At 69.1% G+C, this 20,396-nt stretch carries 15 protein-coding genes; 6 read left to right on the forward strand and 9 right to left on the reverse strand.

The window, feature by feature from the left end; all coding sequences use genetic code 11:
- Positions 1-48: 48 nt before the first annotated feature.
- From OG226_RS07110 to OG226_RS07145, 8 genes are all read right to left on the reverse strand, one after another.
- On the reverse strand, positions 49-1,353 hold the full coding sequence (locus OG226_RS07110; RefSeq protein ID WP_329348313.1) for an alpha/beta fold hydrolase: 1,305 nt from the start codon (positions 1,351-1,353) through the stop codon (positions 49-51).
- A gap of 113 nt (positions 1,354-1,466) precedes the next feature.
- Complete coding sequence (locus OG226_RS07115; RefSeq protein WP_033278942.1) at positions 1,467-2,492, reverse strand: LacI family DNA-binding transcriptional regulator; 1,026 nt, start codon at positions 2,490-2,492, stop codon at positions 1,467-1,469.
- Positions 2,493-2,580: 88 nt separating this feature from the next.
- Positions 2,581-3,993 carry a BNR repeat-containing protein gene (locus OG226_RS07120; RefSeq protein WP_329348314.1) on the reverse strand — a complete coding sequence of 471 codons (1,413 nt, stop codon included), beginning with the start codon at positions 3,991-3,993 and terminating at the stop codon, positions 2,581-2,583.
- A 19-nt stretch (positions 3,994-4,012) separates the two neighbouring features.
- Positions 4,013-4,333 carry an L-rhamnose mutarotase gene (locus OG226_RS07125; RefSeq protein ID WP_328675870.1) on the reverse strand — a complete coding sequence of 107 codons (321 nt, stop codon included), beginning with the start codon at positions 4,331-4,333 and terminating at the stop codon, positions 4,013-4,015.
- A gap of 32 nt (positions 4,334-4,365) precedes the next feature.
- Positions 4,366-5,448 (reverse strand): rhamnose ABC transporter substrate-binding protein, encoded by a 1,083-nt coding sequence (gene rhaS / locus OG226_RS07130; protein ID WP_327399441.1) that lies wholly within the window; start codon positions 5,446-5,448, stop codon positions 4,366-4,368.
- Positions 5,449-5,544: 96 nt separating this feature from the next.
- Entirely contained in the window at positions 5,545-6,531 is a 987-nt protein-coding gene (locus OG226_RS07135) for an ABC transporter permease (protein ID WP_328675871.1), read from the reverse strand.
- Positions 6,524-7,564, reverse strand: a complete 1,041-nt coding sequence (locus tag OG226_RS07140) for an ABC transporter permease (RefSeq protein WP_327399443.1) — start codon at positions 7,562-7,564, stop codon at positions 6,524-6,526. The genes OG226_RS07135 and OG226_RS07140 overlap by 8 nt, the downstream gene beginning before the upstream one ends.
- A gap of 43 nt (positions 7,565-7,607) precedes the next feature.
- Complete coding sequence (locus OG226_RS07145; RefSeq protein WP_329348315.1) at positions 7,608-9,125, reverse strand: sugar ABC transporter ATP-binding protein; 1,518 nt, start codon at positions 9,123-9,125, stop codon at positions 7,608-7,610.
- Positions 9,126-9,387: 262 nt separating this feature from the next.
- Between OG226_RS07145 and rhaI the strand changes: the two genes are divergently transcribed.
- From rhaI to OG226_RS07175, 6 genes are all read left to right on the forward strand, one after another.
- Complete coding sequence (gene rhaI / locus OG226_RS07150) at positions 9,388-10,548, forward strand: L-rhamnose isomerase (RefSeq protein WP_329348316.1); 1,161 nt, start codon at positions 9,388-9,390, stop codon at positions 10,546-10,548.
- 112 nt (positions 10,549-10,660) lie between these two features.
- Complete coding sequence (locus OG226_RS07155; RefSeq protein WP_328675874.1) at positions 10,661-12,700, forward strand: bifunctional aldolase/short-chain dehydrogenase; 2,040 nt, start codon at positions 10,661-10,663, stop codon at positions 12,698-12,700.
- Positions 12,701-12,708: 8 nt separating this feature from the next.
- Positions 12,709-14,178 carry a rhamnulokinase gene (locus OG226_RS07160; RefSeq protein WP_329353331.1) on the forward strand — a complete coding sequence of 490 codons (1,470 nt, stop codon included), beginning with the start codon at positions 12,709-12,711 and terminating at the stop codon, positions 14,176-14,178.
- Between the two features lie 55 nt (positions 14,179-14,233).
- Complete coding sequence (locus tag OG226_RS07165) at positions 14,234-14,995, forward strand: (Fe-S)-binding protein (RefSeq protein ID WP_328675875.1); 762 nt, start codon at positions 14,234-14,236, stop codon at positions 14,993-14,995.
- Positions 14,992-16,488, forward strand: coding sequence for a LutB/LldF family L-lactate oxidation iron-sulfur protein (locus OG226_RS07170; RefSeq protein ID WP_329348317.1), 1,497 nt, complete (start codon positions 14,992-14,994; stop codon positions 16,486-16,488). The genes OG226_RS07165 and OG226_RS07170 overlap by 4 nt, the downstream gene beginning before the upstream one ends.
- The gene (locus OG226_RS07175) at positions 16,485-17,153 is read left to right on the forward strand and encodes a LutC/YkgG family protein (RefSeq protein ID WP_329348318.1); all 669 of its coding nucleotides are present in this window, start codon (positions 16,485-16,487) and stop codon (positions 17,151-17,153) included. The genes OG226_RS07170 and OG226_RS07175 overlap by 4 nt, the downstream gene beginning before the upstream one ends.
- Here OG226_RS07175 and OG226_RS07180 read toward each other — a convergent pair.
- The gene (locus OG226_RS07180) at positions 17,126-20,284 is read right to left on the reverse strand and encodes a family 78 glycoside hydrolase catalytic domain (RefSeq protein ID WP_329348319.1); all 3,159 of its coding nucleotides are present in this window, start codon (positions 20,282-20,284) and stop codon (positions 17,126-17,128) included. The genes OG226_RS07175 and OG226_RS07180 overlap by 28 nt on opposite strands.
- Positions 20,285-20,396: the final 112 nt, after the last annotated feature.

Below are 20,396 nucleotides of genomic sequence, written 5' to 3' on the forward strand. Positions count from 1 at the left end.
GCCACCCGGTGGAGCCCACGCCCGTCCGCAGCGCCCCTGCCTTATGCCCTACGCCTCGTCCCGCGTCAGAGCGAGCAGGCGGTCCAGGACGCGCGGGCCGCCCGCCCGTACCCCGTCGTGCTCGAACTCGTCGGTGACCCAGGTGCGCAGGCCGCGGATCGCGCGGGCGGTCCGCAGCGAGTGGGTCGCGTCGACGTACATGTCGTCGTGGTAGACGGCCGCGGCGACCGGGACCTCGTTGACGGCGAGGCGCGCGGGGTCGTAGAGGGGCTGCCAGTCGGTGTGGGCGGCGAGGAGTTCGGCGGTGTCGCGGAGCGGGCGCAGGGCGGGGTCGCAGTCGAACATCCAGGGGTGGATGGTCTCACCGGTGAAGAGGAGGGGGCTGTCGCCCGTCAGGGTCTTGGCGGCGTCGAACTGCGGGAACTCGGCGCGGACCCGCTCCGCCGACCAGGCGGTGGGGCGGCCGTCCTGGCCGTAGACCGACTCGTGGACGAGGGCGTAGAGGGGGTGGCCGGCGTAGGACAGGGAGTTCTGGACCTCTTCCTGGAACGCGTCGGAGAGCTCGAAGCCCTGCGGGGTGCGGACGAAGGCGTTCTCCAGGAGGAAGTGGAGGCGGTGGCTGCCGTCGCTGCCGCCGAGCATGATGCCGAGGGACTGGAAGGCCTCGGCGGTGAGCCGGTAGCCGTTGGGGAGGACCGGCTCGTGCCGCATCAGGTGCTCGGCGATGCGGCGGGCGCGTTCCACGTCCTGCGGGTAGCGGTCGTAGTGGGCGGCGACCTTGCGCTCGATGCGCGGGTAGGCCGCCCGGTAGACGTCGTCGGCGTGTGCGTCGAGGGACGGCAGGCCGCCGGTGAGGACGGCGGCGCGCAGGCCTTCGGGAGCGGTGGACAGGTAGTTCACCGCGCAGAAGCCGCCGAAGCTCTGGCCGAGGACGGTCCAGGGGGCGCCGCCGGTGAGGGCGGGTCGGATCGTCTCGCAGTCCCGGACGATCGAGTCGGCGCGGAAGTGCGTGAGGTGCGCGGCCTGCTCGGCCGGGCCGCCGCGCAGCGGGAGCGTCTGCCGGGTGAGCGGGGTGGAGCGGCCGGTGCCGCGCTGGTCCAGGAGGAGGACGCGGTACTCGTCGAGCGCGCGGCCGAGCCAGGCCTGCCTACCGACGAAACGATTCGCCCCGAAACCGGGTCCACCCTGGAGATAGAGCAGCCACGGCAGGTCCTCACGGTGCGCCTTGTCGCTCGCGACGACCTCACGGGCGTAGAGCTCGATGGTCTCGCCCGTGGGGTCCTCGTGATCGAGGGGCACGGTGAAGTGGCGGTCGGTGAGGACCACGCCGGGCTGGCGATAGCTGACGGACAACGGGGGTCTCCTGGGACGGACGATTTACGGGCCGCGTCACATCTCAGCACATGCGCGTCCGATATCCGACCCCCGGGATCATGAAATCCCGCGGATCCCTACTGACCGACCGATCAGCGGGCTGCCAGGCTGGAGCGGCGCACCACCAGTTCCGGCTGGAGCACGACCCGCCGGTGCTCGTGCGGACGCGCGGCGGTCTCCGCCTCCGTTTCCTCCAGGAGCAGCTCGGCGGCCAACGCGCCCATGGTGACGGCCGGTTGGCGGACCGAGGTGAGCGGTACGGCCGCGGCGGCGGCGAACTCGATGTCGTCGTAGCCGACGATCGCGAGGTCGTCGGGGACACCGACCCCGGCCGCGTACATGGCCTGGAGCACGCCGAGGGCGAGGAGGTCGTTCGCGCAGAAGACCGCCGTGGGCCGGTCGGCCAGGCCGAGCAGCCGGGCTCCGGCGTCCCGCCCGGCGGCCACGTCGAGCCGGTCGGTGGGCAGCTCGCGCAGCGCGTCGGGGTCGAGACCGGCCTCGGCGAGCGCGTTCTTCGCGCCCGTACGGCGGTCCCGCACCTGGTTGAAGCCGGGCGGCCCGCTGACGTACGCGATCGAACGGTGCCCCGCGTCGACCAGGTGCCGCACGGCGAGCGCGCCGCCGGCGACGTCGTCGACGGAGACCGAGCACTCGGTGGTGCCCTCGGCGACCCGGTCGACGAGCACGAAGGGGATGCCGTGCCGCCGGAACGACTCGATATTGCGTCCGGTCGCGTCGGCCGGGGTCAACAGCACGCCCCGCACCCGCTGTTCGGCGAAGAGCGAGAGGTAGTCGGCCTCCTCGACGGGGCTCTGCGCGCTGTTGCAGACCATCACGCCGAGCCCCGATTCGCGCGCGGCCCGCTCGGCGCCGCGGGCCACGTCCACGAAGAACGGGTTGCCCATGTCGAGGACGAGCAGCCCCATGATCCGGCTGCGCCCGGCACGCAACTGGCGCGCGGACTCGCTGCGGACGTATCCGAGGCGGTCGATCGCGGACAGCACCCGGGCCCGGGTCTCCGTGGCGACGGTGTCCGGGCGGTTGATGACGTTCGAGACCGTACCGACGGAGACTCCGGCGGCGCGGGCGACGTCCTTGATACCCACCGGCTGGGCCATCAGGCGGAGACCTCCAGGGTGACATGGGGCGGCGGGCAGGTCTTCACATTACCGCCATGACCTGTGCCGACTCCTACGACCGCGCCCCTCACGCGGGCAGGGCGAAGTCGACGACGTGGAGGGCCGAGGGCGTCGTACCGCTCGACCTCTCCTGGTACATGAACGACAGCACGTTGTCCGCCTTCACCCGCGGCTCGTCGACGACGACCTCGCCGAACGCGTTCAGACCGCTCCCGTCGTACAGCAGCGCCCAGTCCGTGTATCCGGAGGACTTCGAGGCGCCCGCGATGCGGCCGTAGGGCAGGACCGCGTAGGCGTTGTCGTACCTGTCCAGGACCAGCTTGGTGCGCTGGCTGGAGTTGAGGGGGATCGGGATCTCGGTCTTCTGCCAGGTCCCGGCGGAGTTCCTGCGGACGTGGAAGGCGCGGCCGTTGGCGGTGCGGTCGGTGACGTAGTTGGTGGTGCACTGCCCGAAGCGGCCGGGGACATAGCTGATGACCGCGTGCGGGAGGCCGGTCGAGTCGGTGGCCTGGCTCTCCTGGTTCATCAGGGAGTGGTCGGGGTCGAGCGGATCGACGACCAGTCCGGCGTCCGTGACGGCCACGGTGTTCGAACCACCCGTTGTTCCTACGACAGTTCCCGCGTCGTTGCGCCAACTACGGCCCCGGTCGGTCGAGTAGACGTAGCCGGTGTCGTGGTTGGTGATGCCCCCGCTGTTGCACATCACCGCGGCGGACTGCTCGCGCCAGGTGAAGAAGGCGTGCAGCCGGCCGTTCACGTCGTAGTCGATGCCGTGCAGGTACATGTTGCGGGCGGTGCTGGAGCCGTGCGCGCTGGTGTAGGTACCGGTCGAACCACTCCACTCCCCCAGCGCGGTCCACTGTGAACCGTCGTACTCCGCAAGGGCGTTGCGGCCGTTGCCGGAGATCCCGACGCGGTAGCTGAGCTGCAGCCTGCCTTCAGGGGTGGCGATGAACTGGGGGTAGGTGAACTGGCTGGTGAGTGTGACGCCGTCCAGCGATGTCTGTACGGCGCCGAGGACGGCCGAAGTCCAGGCGGTGGACGCCGGGTTGTCGAGGAGACCGGCGATCGACTTGACGTAGAAGAAGCCGTCGCTGTGGGAGTCCATGTTGAGGTGGAGGCGGCCGTCGACCTGAGAGACGCCCATGGAGATGACGTTGTGGGAGTCGTCGCTCTTGAGCTGGTGGGAGAGGGTGATCGTGGACCATGTCGAGCCGCCGAGGACACGGCGGGCGACGACGGCGTACTTGGTGGACGTGTACCAGGCCGCGTACTGATAGCCCTTGTAGGTCAACAGGCCGTTCTTCTGGAACGAGTTGTTGTTGACCAGGCCGTCGTACGAGACGAAGTAGACGGCCTGGGCGTCGAGTCGGGTGGTGCTCTTCTTGGTGACGGACGGGCCGGGGTCGGCCGCCCGCGCGATGCCCGGCGTTGCCACGGCCGCAAGTATGGCGGTCGTGAGCACGGCGCGTCTTCTCATGAGCGGCTCCTGTGGGGGATCACGCGAGGTGGAAGACCTCGGTGAGGGGCTTCATCGCCTCGTCGGGACGGGCGCCGTCCAGGGACTCGAAGAACGGCGCCATCTCCGCCTGCCAGCGGGAGTTGATGTCGGTGGCTTCCATGCCGGTCTGAGCGGCGGCGAAGTCCTCGGTCTCCAAGTAGCCGACCAGCAGGCCGTCTTCGCGCAGGAAGAGCGAGTAGTTGTGCCACCCGGTGGCCGAGAGTGCGTCGAGCATCTCGGGCCACACGGCGGCATGCCGCTCGCGGTACTCGTCGAGGCGGTCCGCCCGGACCTTCAGCAGGAAGCACACGCGCTGCATCAACACCCCTTGAGGGAAAGGGACTTCAGGGACTAGAAGTTGAACTGGTCGATGTTCTTCGCGTCGAAGACGGTCGGCTTGCCGAGGCTGATCACGCCGTCCTTGCCGATGGTGTACGACGTCCCGCCGGCCTTGAAGGTCTCGCCCTCCTTGCCGGTGATCTGCCCCGACACCAGCGCCACGGCCGTCTGCGCGGCGAGGGCGCCGAGCTTCGCCGGGTCCCACAGCTCGAAGCCGTCGACGGTGCCGTTCTTGACGTACTTGCGCATGTCGTTGGGGGTGCCGAGGCCGGTCAGCTTGACCTTGCCCTTGTACTTGGAGCCGGAGAGGTACTGGGCGGCGGCCTTGATGCCGACGGTGGTCGGGGAGATGATCCCCTTCAGGTTCGGGTGCTCCTGGAGGAGACCCTGGGTCTGCTGGAAGGACTGCTGGGCGTCGTCGTTGCCGTAGGCGACCTTGACCAGCTTGATGTTCTTGTACTTCGGGTCCTTCAGCTCCTCCTTCATGAAGCCGATCCAGGTGTTCTGGTTCGTCGCGGTCTGCGCGGCCGACAGGATCGCGATCTCGCCCTTGTAGCCGATCTGCTGGGCGAGCAACTGCACCTCGGTACGGCCCAGGTCCTCGGCGCTGGCCTGCGAGACGAAGGCGTTGCGGCACTCCGGGTTGGTGTCGGAGTCGTAGGTGACGACCTTGATCTTGTTGCTCATGGCCTGCTTGAGCGCGGTGCACAGGGCGCCCGGGTCCTGCGCGGACACGGCGATCGCGTTCACCTGCTGCTGGGTGAGCGTGTTGACGTAGGAGACCTGACCGGAGGTGTCGGTGGCACTGGTCGTGCCGACTTCCTTGTACTTCTCGCCCAGTTCGGTGAGCGCCTTCTCGCCGCCCTTGTCGGACGTGGTGAAGTACGGGTTGTTGACCGCCTTCGGCAGGAAGGCGACGGTGAGCCCCTTCTTGAGGGCCGCGTTCGGATCGGCCTTGCCACCGGTGACGGCCGATCCGGTGTTCTCGTCCTTCACGTCCTTCTTGGTGGTACCACCGCAGGCGGTGGCGACGAGGGTGAGCGAAGTGACGGCGACGAGGGCGGCACAGGCACGCCGAAGGGATGTTTTGCGCATGTCGGTTCCTTTGTGACGAAGGTGAGTACGACGCGCCTTGAAGGGGCGCGGGGAACTGCGCGACCAGCCTCAGCCGGCCGGCAGCTTTCGAACGACCTATCCGACGGCGCGCGCAGCGGCCCTCGCGATGGCAATCTGGCGTGCGACCCGAGGCCCAAGTACCGAGACCACGAGCAGAACACCGGTAACAACGATCTGCGACTGCGCGGAGACATTCACCAGGCTCATCACGTTCTGCAACGCCCCGAGCAGAAAGACCCCGGCAACCGCACCTCCCAACGTCCCCTTTCCACCGTCGAAGTCGATCCCGCCGAGCAACACCGCGGCTACGACGGACAGTTCGAGCCCGGTCGCGTTGTCGTACCGAGCACTCGCGTAGTGCAGCGCCCAGAAGACCCCGGTCAGCGAGGCCATCAACCCCGTGACCGTGAACAGGATCAGCTTCTGCCGCCGAACCCGGATGCCGGCGAACCGAGCAGCCTCCACATTCGCCCCGATCGCGAACAACGACCGCCCGAACGGTGTCGCGTGCAACACGACCACGGCGATCGCGAGCAACACGAGGAAGGGCAGGAACGCCTGCGGCAGGAACGTCCCCCCGAGCCGCCCCGACGCGAAGTCCAGGTACTGCGTGGGGAAATCGGTCACCGCGTCGGAGCCGAGCACGATCTGCGCGATCCCCCGGTACGCGGCGAGCGTGCCAATGGTCACCGCGAGGGACGGCAGCCCGAGCCGGGTGACGAGGAGCCCGTTGATCAACCCGCAGACCACGCCCAGCAGCAGACAGATCGGGATGATCGTCTCGATGGTCATGCCGTCGTTCCACAGCTTGCCCATCACCGCGCCCGACAGCCCGGCCGTGGAGGCGACCGACAGGTCGATCTCGCCCGAGACGACCAACAGCGTCATCGGAAGGGCGATCAGCGCGATGGGAAGGGTGTTGCCGATCAGGAACGACAGGTTCAGCGCGTTGCCGAAGCCGTCCACGAAGGAGAAGGAGAACAGCAGCAGGACGATCAGGAGGGCGCCGACGACCGTGTCCCAGCGGATCGCGCGGTTCGCAAAGGACGCTGGCTCAGGCATGGCGGGCGTTCCTCTTCTTCAGTGCGGTGGCCACACGCAGGGCGACGATCCGGTCGACGGCGATGGCGAGGATGAGCAGGATGCCGTTGATGGCGAGCACCCAGACGGAGCTGACGCCGAGGGCGGGCAGCACACTGTTGATCGAGGTCAGCAGGAGTGCGCCGAGCGCCGCGCCGTAGACGCTGCCGGAGCCGCCGGTGAAGACCACGCCACCCACAACTACCGCGCTGACCACGGTGAGTTCATAACCGGTGCCGGTGCCGGAGTCGACGTTGCCGAAGCGGGCGAGGTACATCGCGCCGGCGAGTCCGGCGAGCCCGCCGCAGAAGGTGTACGCGGCGAGGATCCGCTTGCGGACGGGGATACCGGCGAGCCGGGCCGCCTCGGGGTTGGAGCCGAGCGCGTACAACTCCCGCCCGCTGCCGAAGTGTTTGAGGTAGTAGGCGGTGGCGATCAGCACGGCGAGCGCGATCATCGCCAGCCAGGGCACGGCCGACAGGCCGCCGGAGCCGAAGTCCACGAATCCGCCCGGGAGATCGGCGGCGGTGATCTGCCGTGAGCCGACCCAGATGGAGTCGACGCCCCGGATGATGTAGAGCGTGCCGAGCGTGACGACCAGCGCGGGCACCTGCCCCAGACTGACCAACAGGCCGTTGACCAGGCCGAGTCCGACACCGAGCAGGACCGCCAGCAGGATCGCGATGACAGCGTTGCCACCGCCCTGCAGATAGGTGCCGGTGGCGAAGGCGGTGATGCCGAGCGTGGAACCGACGGACAGGTCGACGTTGCGGGTGATGACGACCAGCGACTGCCCGGTGGCGACCAGCACCAGGATGGTCGCGTTGAGGAGCAGGTCCTTGATGCCCTGCTCGGACAGGAACTCGCTGTTGCCCGCCTGGGTGATGCCGATCATCACCAGGAAGACGACCAGGATGGCGAGTTCACGCATCTTGAAGACCCGGTCGACGAGCCGCGTGCTGCTCGACTCGGGCACTTCGGCGGCGGGCGCGGGATTGGGAGCCGTGACCGTCATACGGCGGCCCTCCCGAAAGCGGCGATCGTCATGAAGGCGCTGCTCATGCGGCGGCCCTCCCGGTGGCTGCGGCCATCACGGTTTCCTCGGTGGCTTCGGAACGGGGGATCTCGGCGGTGAGGCGGCCCTCGTGCATCACCAGCACGCGGTCGGCCATGCCGAGGATCTCGGGCAGATCGGAGGAGATCATCAGGACGGCGACCCCGTCGGCGGCCAACTCGCTGAGCAGCCGGTGCACTTCGGCCTTGGTCCCGACATCGATGCCACGGGTCGGCTCGTCGACGATCAGCACCTTCGGGCCGGTGGCCAGCCACTTGGCGAGGACGACCTTCTGCTGGTTGCCGCCGGACAGGGTGTTGACGGTGTCGGCGATCCGCGCGTACTTGACGTGCAGCTTCACCGCCCAGTCGAGGGAACGGCTGCGCTCGGCGCCCCGGTCGACGAGGCCCGCCCTGACGGTCGTCCGCAGGCCGGTCAGGCCGATGTTCCGCTCGATGGACATGTCCATCACCAGGCCCTGCGCCCGCCGGTCCTCAGGAACGAGGGCGAGCCCCGCGGCCATCGCGGTCGAGGGGGCGCCGTTCGTCAGCGGCCTGCCGTCGACCTCCACCCCGCCGGCGTCCCACCGGTCGATGCCGAAGACGGCCCGGGCGACTTCGGTGCGGCCGGCGCCGACGAGCCCGGCGAGACCGACGATCTCCCCGCGCCGTACGTCGAAGGAGACGTCGGTGAAGACACCCTCGCGGGTCAACCGCTTGACGCTCAGGGCGACTTCACCGGGTTCGACGTCCTGCTTGGGGTACAGCTCGTCGAGATCGCGGCCGACCATGCGGCGTACGAGATCGTCCTCGGTCATCCCCTCGATCGGCTCACTGGAGATCAGGGCGCCGTCGCGCAGGGTGGTGACGCGCCGGCAGATCTGGAAGATCTCCTCCAGGCGGTGCGAGATGAACAGGACGGCGGCGCCCTGTTCGCGCAAAGTGCGGACGACGCCGAAGAGGCGCGCCACCTCGCTGCCGGTGAGGGCGGCCGTCGGCTCGTCCATGATCAGGACGCGGGCGTCGAAGGAGAGCGCCTTGGCGATCTCCACGATCTGCTGGTCCGCGATGGACAGTCCGCGCGCCGGGCGGTCCGGGTCCAGCTCGACGCCGAGCCGCTTCATGAGGGCGGCGGTCGCCGCGTAGGTGGCCTTGTGGTCGATACGGCCGAGCGCACGGCGGGGCTGGCGGCCCATGAAGATGTTCTCGGCGATCGACAGGTCGGGGAAGAGCGTCGGTTCCTGGTAGATCACGGCGATACCCGCGTCGCGGGCGTCACCGGGGCCGTGGAAGACGACGGGCGCGCCGTCGAGCAGCACCTGGCCGGCGTCGGGCCGGTGCACACCGGCGAGGGTCTTGATGAGAGTGGACTTGCCCGCGCCGTTCTCACCGGCGAGTGCGTGCACCTCACCGGGGAACAGTTCGAGGGACACGTCCCGCAGGGCGCGCACCGCGCCGAAGGACTTGGAGATGTCCTTGAGCGCGAGCACCGGGGCCGGACCCGCTTCTGACGGGTGGGTCATGAGGGGCTCCTCGACGACGCCGGCGGGTAGGCCCTCACAGCGTCGTGAAAGGTTTCAACTTGGTTGCCGGGACGTTAGGCGCGCCAGCCTTGTCACGTCAATGGGTCCGCCTCGAAAAACTTTCGATAGCCAAAGGTCACATTGGAGTCACGGGCCACAGGCTTCGCCGTAGGGCTTGACACCCCTTCGGGAGGCTCATAACTTCGCTCTCTGAATCGTTTCATACACACGCCGTTCCGTCGCACGTCACAGGAGCCCTCAAGTGACCGATCTCGCCGCGGTGAAGGCCGCTCTCCAGACCCAGGCAGTCGAGACGCCGTCGTGGGCGTACGGGAACTCGGGGACCCGCTTCAAGGTCTTCGCCCAGGAGGGCGTTCCCCGGACTCCGCAGGAGAAGCTGGAGGACGCGGCCAAGGTCCACGAGTTCACCGGCGTGGCGCCGACCGTGGCCCTGCACATCCCGTGGGACCGGGTCGACGACTTCGGGGCGCTGGGGAAGTTCGCGGAGGACCACGGGCTGAAGCTCGGCGCGATCAACTCGAACACGTTCCAGGACGACGACTACCGGCTCGGGAGTGTGTGTCATCCCGATGCGGCGGTGCGGCGCAAGGCGCTGGATCATCTGCTGGAGTGTGTCGACATCATGGATGCGACGGGCTCAGCCGATCTGAAGTTGTGGTTCGCCGACGGGACGAACTATCCCGGGCAGGATGATCTTTCCGCGCGTCAGGATCGGTTGGCGGAGGCGCTCGCGGCCGTGTACGAGCGGCTTGGCGACGGGCAGCGGATGTTGCTGGAGTACAAGTTCTTCGAGCCGGCGTTCTATGCGACGGATGTGCCGGACTGGGGTACCGCGTACGCGCATTGCCTGAAGCTGGGGCCCAAGGCTCAGGTCGTGGTCGACACCGGGCATCATGCGCCCGGTACCAATATCGAGTTCATCGTCGCGACGCTGCTACGGGAGGGGAAGCTCGGGGCGTTCGACTTCAACTCCCGGTTCTACGCGGACGATGACCTGATGGTGGGGGCGGCTGATCCGTTTCAGTTGTTCCGGATCATGTACGAGGTGATTCGGGGCGGGGGGTTCACCGCGGATGTGGCCTTCATGCTGGATCAGTGTCACAACATCGAGGCGAAGATTCCGGCGATCATTCGGTCGGTGATGAATGTGCAGGAGGCTACCGCCAAGGCGTTGCTGGTGGACCCCGTCGCCCTGGGTGCGGCTCAGCGGGCCGGGGACGTGTTGGAGGCGAATGCCGTGTTGATGGACGCGTACAACACGGATGTGCGGCCCCTGCTGAGGGAGTTGCGCGAGGAACAGGGGCTTGACCCTGACCCGATCGCTGCGTATCGCTCCAGCGGGTGGCAGGAGCGGATTGTTGCTGAGCGGGTTGGGGGGCAGCAGGCCGGGTGGGGCGCCTGAGCGTCTGCCGGGTATCTGTCGTTCGCGGGTGCGGGCCGGATGTGGCTGGTCGCGCAGTTCCCCGCGCCCCTCAGGGGTAAAGCTCACCTCTCTCGAAAAGGACTGGAAGTTCATGGCACCGCACCCCGAAGCTGATGCTCTCCTCTCTCGATCCAATCGGCTTGGCTCCGATCCTCGTAATACCAACTACGCCGGCGGGAATACGTCCGCGAAGGGCACCGACACCGACCCCGTGACCGGGGGTGATGTCGAGTTGATGTGGGTCAAGGGGTCCGGAGGGGATCTCGGGACGCTCACCGAGGGTGGGCTGGCTGTGTTGCGGTTGGATCGGATGCGGGCACTGGTCGACGTGTATCCGGGGGTGGAGCGCGAGGACGAGATGGTGGGCGCGTTCGACTACTGCCTGCACGGGAAGGGGGGTGCGGCGCCCTCGATCGACACCGCTATGCACGGGCTGGTGGACGCCGCTCATGTCGATCATCTGCATCCCGATTCCGGGATCGCGCTCGCCTGTGCCGCCGATGGGGAGAAGCTGACCGCCGAGTGTTTCGGGGACAGTGTGGTGTGGGTGCCCTGGCGGCGGCCCGGGTTTCAGCTGGGGTTGGACATCGCCGCCGTCAAGGCCGCCAGTCCGCAGGCCGTTGGGTGTGTGCTCGGAGGGCATGGGATCACCGCGTGGGGTGACACGTCCGAGGAGTGCGAGCGGAACTCTCTGCACATCATCCGTACCGCCGAGGCGTTCCTCGTCGAGCGGGGGAAGGCTGAGCCCTTCGGGCCCGTCGTCGAGGGGTACGGGGCGTTGGCCGAGGGTGAGCGGCGGGAGCGGGGGGCCGCGCTCGCGCCGTATGTTCGTGCTGTTGCCTCTCAGGACCGGGCGCAGGTGGGGCACTTCACCGATGCTGATGTCGTGCTCGATTTCCTCGCTCGGGCCGAGCATCCGCGGCTTGCCGCGCTCGGTACCTCGTGTCCCGATCACTTCCTGCGGACCAAGGTCAGGCCGCTCGTTCTCGATCTGCCGCCCACCGCTCCGCTGGACGAGGCGATCGCGCGGCTGAAGGAACTGCATGCCGTCTATCGCGAGGAGTACGCCGCCTACTACCAGCGGCACGCTCTGCCCGATTCCCCCGCGATGCGTGGGGCCGATCCGGCGATCGTGTTGATCCCGGGTGTCGGGATGTTCTCGTTCGGCAAGGACAAGCAGACGGCGCGGGTGGCCGGCGAGTTCTACGTCAACGCCATCAACGTGATGCGTGGGGCCGAGGCCGTTTCCACGTACGCGCCGATCGAGGAGTCGGAGAAGTTCCGGATCGAGTACTGGGCGTTGGAGGAGGCCAAGCTTCAGCGGATGCCGAAGCCGAAGCCGCTCGCTACTCGGGTCGCGCTCGTCACCGGTGCGGGGAGTGGGATCGGGAAGGCCATTGCCCGGCGGCTGGTCGATGAAGGGGCCTGTGTCGTTGTCGCGGATCTCAACTCCGCCAACGCGCAGGCCGTTTCGGAGGAACTGGGTGGGCCCGACAAGGCCGTCGCCGTCACCGTCGATGTGACGGACGAGGCGCAGATCGCCGATGCCTTCAAGGCCGCCCTGCTCGCCTTCGGCGGGGTCGATCTCGTCGTGAACAACGCGGGGATCTCCATCTCCAAGCCCCTGTTGGAGACTTCGGCCCGGGACTGGGATCTGCAGCACGACATCATGGCCCGCGGGTCGTTCCTCGTCTCGCGTGAGGCTGCCCGGGCGATGATCGCGCAGGGACTCGGGGGCGACATCCTGTACATCGCCTCCAAGAACGCCGTGTTCGCCGGGCCCAACAACATCGCCTACTCGGCCACCAAGGCCGACCAGGCCCATCAAGTACGGCTGCTGGCCGCCGAGTTGGGTGAGCACGGTATCCGGGTCAACGGGATCAACCCGGACGGTGTCGTGCGTGGTTCGGGCATCTTCGCGGGTGGTTGGGGTGCGCAGCGGGCGGCGACCTACGGGATCGAGGAGGAGAAGCTCGGCGAGTTCTACGCCCAGCGGACCATCCTCAAGCGCGAGGTGCTGCCGGAGCATGTCGCCAACGCCGTCTTCGCCCTCACCGGCGGGGACTTGACGCACACGACCGGGCTGCACGTCCCGGTCGACGCCGGCGTTGCGGCCGCCTTCCTTCGGTGAGCGCCGACCTGAACGTGTACGCCGCGGTCGACCTCGGCGCGTCCAGCGGGCGGGTCATGGTCGGCCGTGTCGGGCCCGACTCCCTGGAGTTGGCCGAGGCCCACCGTTTCCCGAACCGGCCCGTTCGGACTCCTGAGGGGCTGCGCTGGGACATCCTCGCCCTGTACGCGGGTGTCCTGGACGGACTGAGGGCGGCGGGCGCGGTCACCGGCGGGCGGCTCGACTCGGTCGGTATCGACAGTTGGGCCGTGGACTACGGGTTGTTGGATGCGGACGGGGCGTTGCTGGGCAATCCCGTGCACTATCGGGATCCCCGCACGGAGGGGGTCGCCGAGAAGGTGTGGGCGACGGTGCCCGCGAGTGAGCTGTACGCGTCGACCGGGTTGCAGTACGCGCCGTTCAACACGCTGTACCAGCTGACCGCCGCTCGCGACTCGGCCCAACTGGCCCACGCCGAGCGGTTGTTGCTCGTCCCCGATCTGCTGTCGTACTGGCTCACCGGTGAGCAGGGCACCGAGCTGACCAACGCCTCCACCACCCAACTCATCGATCCCCGGACGCGCGACTGGGCGTACGACGTCGCCTCCCGCCTCGGTATCGACCTCGGGCTGTTCGCGCCCTTGCGGCAACCGGGCGATCCTGCGGGGGCGTTGCGGGACGAGGTGCTGGAGGAGACGGGGCTTCGGGGGCCCGTGCCGGTGACGGCGGCGGGGTCGCATGACACCGCGTCAGCTGTGGCCGCTGTTCCGGCAGTTGAGGAGCGCTTCGCCTATATCTGTACCGGCACCTGGTCGCTGGCCGGTCTGGAGCTCGACGCGCCGGTGCTCAGCGAGGCGAGCCGGGCCGCCAACTTCACCAATGAGCTGGGCCTGGACGGCACGGTCCGGTATCTGCGCAACATCATGGGGCTGTGGCTGCTTCAGGAGTGTGTACGGGCCTGGGGCGAGCCGGAGTTGGGCGAGTTGCTGCGCGGGGCCGCTCGGGTGCCGGCGCTGCGGTCGGTCGTGGACGCGGGGGACGCGGCGTTTCTGGCGCCGGGCCGGATGCCCGAGCGGATCGCCGATGCGTGCCGCGGTTCCGGGCAGCCGGTGCCGGAGTCCCGGGCGGAGATCACACGCTGCATCCTCGACTCCCTCGCGCTCGCCCATCGGCGGGCGGTCGGTGACGCCCAGGAACTCGCCGGCCATCCGGTCGACGTCGTGCACATCGTCGGGGGCGGTACCCGTAACGCGCTGCTGTGCCAACTGACCGCCGACGCCTGCGGGTTGCCGGTGGTCGCGGGTCCCACGGAGGCTGCGGCCCTCGGCAACGTGCTCGTCCAGGCGCGGGCCCATGGGCTCGTGGGTGACCTGACCGGGATGCGGAGACTCCTCGCCCGCACGCAGCCGTCGACCCGTTACGAGCCCCAGGGCGACACCGCGCGGTGGCGGGCGGCGGAGGCCCGGCTCGCCGCGCGGCCAACTGGGGACTCCCCCTGACGGTGACCTCCGACTACGCTGCATCCATCCGATGATCGACCACTAAGGAGCCGCGATGCGTGTCGCCCTGTTCCTGACTTGCGTCAACGACACGCTCTATCCGGACACCGGGCGCGCCGTGGTGAAACTGCTGACCAGGCTGGGCGTCGAGGTCGACTTCCCGATGGCCCAGACGTGCTGCGGGCAGGCGCACTACAACACCGGTTACCGCCATGAGGCCGAGCCGCTCGCCCGGCATTTCTCCGATGTCTTCGGGGAGTACGAGGCGATCGTCACGCCGTCCGGGTCGTGCGGGGCGATGGTGCGGGAGCTGTATCCGCGCATGGGCGAGCGGGCCCGGGCCGAGGGGCGCGGGGACACCCTCGCGGCCACGTTGGCGCCGGTGGTGCCGAAGACGTACGAGCTGACCGAGTTCCTCGTGGACGTGCTCGGGGTGACGGACGTCGGGGCCTGCTACCCGCACAGGGTGACCTACCACCCCACCTGTCACGGGCTGCGCAGCCTCGGGCTCGGCGACCGGCCGCTCAGACTGCTCCAGGCCGTCAAGGGGCTGGAGTTGGTCGAGCTGCCGGGTGCCGACGAGTGCTGCGGGTTCGGCGGGACCTTCGCCGTGAAGAACGCCGACGTCTCGGCGGCGATGGGCGCCGACAAGGTGCGCAACGCCGAGTCGACGGGTGCCGAGGTGCTGTGCGCCGCGGACAACTCCTGTCTCATGCACATCGGCGGCACGATGGCCCGGCTCCACACGGACATGCGGCCGGTGCACATCGCGGAGATCCTGGCCGCGACCGAGATGGAAGAGGAGACGGGCGCATGAGCGGCACCTTCGTCGGAATGCCCGCGTTCCCGGCCTTCCCCGTGGCCGCCCATGAGGCCGTCAACAACCAGACCCTGCGCGGGAATCTGCGCCACGCCACCCACACGATCCGCGCCAAACGGGCCAAGGCCGTGGCGGAGCTGTCCGACTGGGCCGCCCTGCGCGAGGCCGGCAAGCAGATCAAGGACCACACCCTCCGTCATCTCGACCGGTATCTGGTCCAGTTGGAGGAGTCGGTGACGGCGGCCGGCGGCATCGTGCACTGGGCCGCCGACGCGGACGAGGCCAACCGGATCGTGACTCAACTCGTCAAGGAGACGGGCGAGTCGGAGGTCGTCAAGGTCAAGTCGATGGCCACGCAGGAGATCGGGCTGAACGAAGCCCTGGAGGCGGCGGGCATCCGCGCCTACGAGACCGATCTCGCCGAGCTGATCGTGCAGTTGGGCAAGGACCGTCCCTCGCACATCCTGGTCCCCGCGATCCACCGCAACCGCGGTGAGATCCGGGAGATCTTCGCCCGCGAGATGAGCGAGTGGGGCCGCCCCGCCCCGGACGGGCTGACCGACACGCCCGCCGAACTCGCCGAGGCCGCCCGCCTCCACCTCCGCGAGAAGTTCCTGCGGGCCAAAGTCGGCGTCTCCGGCGCCAACTTCATGGTCGCGGACACCGGCACGCTCGTCGTCGTCGAGTCCGAGGGCAACGGCCGGATGTGCCTCACCCTCCCCGAGACGCTGATCTCGGTGGTCGGCATCGAGAAGATCGTGCCCACCTGGCAGGACCTGGAGGTGTTCCTGCAGACCCTCCCCCGCTCCTCGACCGCCGAGCGCATGAACCCGTACACCAGCACGTGGACGGGCACGAACGACGGGGACGGGCCGCGCACCTTCCACCTGGTCCTGCTCGACAACGGCCGCACCGACACCCTCGCCGACGAGGTCGGCCGCCAGGCCCTGCGCTGCATTCGCTGCTCGGCCTGCCTGAACGTCTGCCCGGTGTACGAGCGGGCCGGCGGGCACGCCTACGGCTCGGTCTACCCGGGCCCGATCGGCGCGATCCTCAGCCCCCAACTCCGGGGCACGGCAAGCGAGATCGACGCCTCGCTGCCGTACGCGTCCTCCCTGTGCGGTGCCTGCTACGAGGTGTGCCCGGTCGCCATCGACATCCCCGAGGTGCTGGTGCATCTGCGCGAGCGGATCGTGGAGGGCGGGCCGGTCACCCGCGAGGGCAACAAGGTCGTCCTGCAACCCGCCAAGGGCCATGCCGCCGAGCGCGCGGCCATGCGGGCGGCCCGCTGGACGTTCTCCCACCCGGGCGTCCTGCGCACCGGCCAACGGCTGGCGTCACGCTCCCGGCGCTTCCATCCACGGACCCTGCCCGGCCCCGGCAAGGCGTGGACCGGCACCCGGGAGCTGCCCGCCGTACCGGCGGAGCCGTTCCGCGACTGGTGGCAGCGCACGTACGGCGAGAACAGCGACAAGGGGGCGGCCAAGTGAGCAGCAGGGAACGGATCTTGGGCCGCGTGGAGCGCGCGCTCGCGGACGTGCCGAAGGACGACACGCCCTACGACCAGGCCTTCGAGCGCGGTTATCTGCGCGAGCACGGGGATCGGAGTATCGAGCAGACGGTGGAGCTGCTCGCCGAGAACCTGGCCGACTACCGGGCGCTTGTACACCGGTGCACGGAGGCCGAACTGGCCGCCGTGATCGCCGGGTTGCTGACCGAGCGGGGTTCGAAGACCGTCGTCGTACCGCCCGGGCTGGAGCCTGCGTGGCTCGCGGCGGCCGACGCGGAACAGGTCGCCGATCGGGTCGAGAGCACTCCCGCCGAACTGGACCGGGTCGACAGCGTCGTCACCGCGTGCGCGGTGGCGGTCGCCGAGACCGGCACCATCGTCCTGGACGGCGGCCCGGACCAGGGCCGCCGCCGGATCACGCTCGTCCCCGACCACCACATCTGTGTCGTACGGGTGCCGGACCAGGTGGTGTCCTCGGTCCCGCAGGCGCTCCAACGCCTCGACCCGGCACGTCCGTTGACCTGGATCTCCGGTCCCTCCGCGACCAGTGACATCGAGCTGGACCGGGTCGAGGGGGTGCACGGTCCGCGCACCCTGGAGGTGGTGCTGGTGAGCGGTCAGGCGAGCGAGGAGGTCAACTCGTAGGTGCCGGACGGCAGTTGGTAGGAGGCCGTGCCGTCCGTGAAGCCGAGGAACTGCACGCCCAGGGCCCCGGCCAGGGGCCGCGTGCCCTCGTGGACGGTCGACGGGTCGGTGGTGGGGATGCGCAGGGTCGCCGTGCTGTTGGCGGGGACGACCGCCCGGTACGTCAACTTCCCGTCCCTCGCGGTCCATTCGCTGACGATCTCGCCGTAGGGAGAGACATGTGAGCCGCGCACCTTCGTGATCCTGCCGGTCGGGTCGATGTGGGGCCGGAGGAAGAAGTGCTGGAAGCCCGGGTGTTCGGGGTCCTTGGCGATGCCGGCCATGCTCTCGTACATCCACTCCATGATCGCGCCGTAGGCGTAGTGGTTGAAGGAGTTCATGTCGACCGGGCCGAAGCCGTCCTGCTTCGAGTACGAGTTCCAGCGCTCCCAGACCGTGGTGGCACCGTTGGCCACCGAGTACAGCCAGGACGGCATCGCGTTCTGGTGGAGGAGGCCGTACGCGAGGTCGGCGCGGCCCTCTTCGGTGAGGACGGGGGCGATGACGTTCACGCCGAGGAAGCCCACGGCGAGGGTGTTCGCCGGGTACTCCACGCGGGTGCTGTCGGGGTGGGCCGCCTTGTAGGCCGGACTGTTGCCGATGTTGTCGGCGAGCAGGGCGACCAGTCGGCGGTGCTGCGACTCCGTGTCGTAGAAGCCGAGTTTGAGGATCCAGAGCAGGGCGGTCTGGGTGTCGTCCTCGGTCTTGCCGGCGCTGTTGCCGGGGGTGTGGGGCGGTGGGTCGCCGAGGCTCGACCGGACCGTCAGCTGCCCGGTCAGGGCGTCGGTGACGAGGTACTTGGTGATGAAGGCCCGTTTGATGCGGGTGAACAGCCGCTCGTAGGTGGCCGCTTCGGCGGTGCGGCCGGTGGCGCGGGCCATGTCGGCCATGAGGCGGGCGCTGTAGCCGTAGTAGACGTCGCTGATGAGTTGGGTGCCGGTGATCTGGAAGGCGAGCCAGTCGCCGAAGATCGCGCCCTGGCCGGCGTGGGTGTCGCCGGTGCGACTCCGGATCCAGTCCAGGTACTTGGTCATCGACGCCCAACTGCGGTCGATGATCGTGGTGTCGCCGGACATCTGCCACACGGTCCACGGCACGACCACCCCGCAGTCCGACCAGCCGCCGGCCGGGAGCGGCTGGCTGAAGCGGTGGCCGGGCGCGACCCAGGGGAACTGGGCTTTCCCCGCACCGTAGTTGTGCTGCGAGTCGATCAGGGTGTCCTGGAAGTGGCTGAGGAAGGAGACGGCGTCGGTGTTGTACAGGCCGGTGTTGGAGAAGAGCTGGGTGTCGCCGGTCCAGCCGAGGCGTTCGTCGCGTTGCGGGCAGTCGGTGGGGATCCAGAGGTAGTTGCCGCGCTGACCCCAACGGACGTTGCTGATCAGCTGGTTGACGTCCGGGTCGTCGGTGGTGACGGTGCCGATGTCGTGGAGGGCGGAGGTGGCGACCTTTCCCGTGAGTTCGACGAGAGTCACGGTCTCGGTCGTGGTGACGGAGACGTACCGGAAGCCGTAGAAGGTCAGCGAGTCCTGGTGGGTCTCGCCTGCCGGGTCGCCCTTGAGGATGTAGGTGCTGGTGGCTTCGGCGGTGCGGAGGTTCGCTCGGTAGACCGAGCCGGCGGGGCCGTCGGCGCCCGCGCTGTCGTCGTTGAGCATCTCCCCCGGTTTGAAGGCGACTTGGGCGCCCGCCGGGCCGCGCAGGGTGTAGCGGGGCACACCGACCAGGTTCTGGCCGAGGTCGATGACGGCGGTGTCGCCGGGGTGCAGGGTGACGGAGACGGTGGACGCCCGCACCGGGTCGGTGACCGTGCGGGCGGGGTCGACGACGATACGGCCCTCGCCGTTCGCGCTGCCGTCCTGACCCAGGACGCCCGCGATTCCGGCGACTTCCGTGACGCCGGTGACTCCCGTGTAGACGGTGACGGAGTGCGGCTTGCGGTCCCACTCGGGCATCAGGCGGGCGCTCTCGCCGGGATACGCGACCAACTGGGCGTCGGGGAAAGGGTCTTGAGCCTCGACGGGCGACCAGGCCGAGGTGTCGAAGCCGTTCGCCGCCCAACCCGGGAGTTCCTTGCGGGCGTCGTAGAGCTGGCCGTCGTAGATGTCGTCGGTGCGGTAGGGGCCGGTGTCGGTGGCTCGCCAGTCGGCGCCGGGGGCGGTGACGATCGTCCGGGTGGAGCCGTCGGCGTACCGGACGAGGAGTTTCGCCTTGAGGGCCAGGGGGTTGCCGTCGGCCGAGTAGTGGGTGCTGTTCTCGGAGACGCGGCCGTTGTACCAGCCGTTGCCGAGCACGGCGGCCAGGGTGACCTGGGCCGGGTCCGCGAGCAGGTCCGTGACGTCGTAGGTGAAGTAGTTGACGGTGGTGTCGTAGTTGGTCCAGCCCGGGGGCAGGAACTCGTACGTGGTGCCGTCGCCCTGGGGCACGGAGACACGGCGGCCGTTGACGTAGGCGTCGTACACGCCGAGCGCGGAGAGGTACAGCCGGGCCTCGGTGACCTGCCCGCCCGTCAGCGCCGTCTGGCTGCGTAGCAGGGGTGCGCCGGCGGTGTTCGGGCGCTTGCCGGCCATGCCGATCCACTGGGCGCCGTCCCAGCCGGTGACGCCGTCGGTGCTGAGCAGGCCGGTCTCGAAGTGGGCGCCGGGTGCGGCGGTGACCGCGCGGCCGTGCTCGTCCCACACCGTCACCGTCCAGTGGTAGCGGGTCGAGGCGCGCAGTGCGGGGCCGGAGTAGCGGACGGCGACCGAGTCCGCCGCGTCGACGCGGCCACTGTCCCAGACGTCGGCGCTGCCGTGGGTCAGGTGCCGGGGCGAGGTGGCGACCTTGATCCGGTACGCCGTCTGGTGCCGGCCCCGCGCGGTGGACGCCATGCGCCAGCCGAATCTCGGGTGTGCCGCGTCGATGCCGAGCGGGTCGGTGCGGTGTTCCACGGTCAGGCCCGACACCGTGGTGCCGGCCGAGGCGATTCCTCCGGCGCCGTTCCCTCCTGGCATCGCCGCGGGGACGACGCTCAGGGCCGCCGCCGTGGTGAGCAACGTGCGGCGCCGCAGCCTTCCGTTGCGGGCCGCCGCGTCGGCTCCGTCGACTCCGTCGTCCATGCCGCCGTCCCTTCGGCCCACCGGGAGATGCAGGTGTCTCGGATCATTCCAGGGTCCGCGTGTCCGCGTCACCAGCCGGTGGGACGCTGTTGAAGGGCGGTGCGGGACCGGC

It is taken from the genome of Streptomyces sp. NBC_01261, assembly GCF_036226385.1.
Taxonomy (GTDB): Bacteria; Actinomycetota; Actinomycetes; order Streptomycetales; family Streptomycetaceae; genus Streptomyces.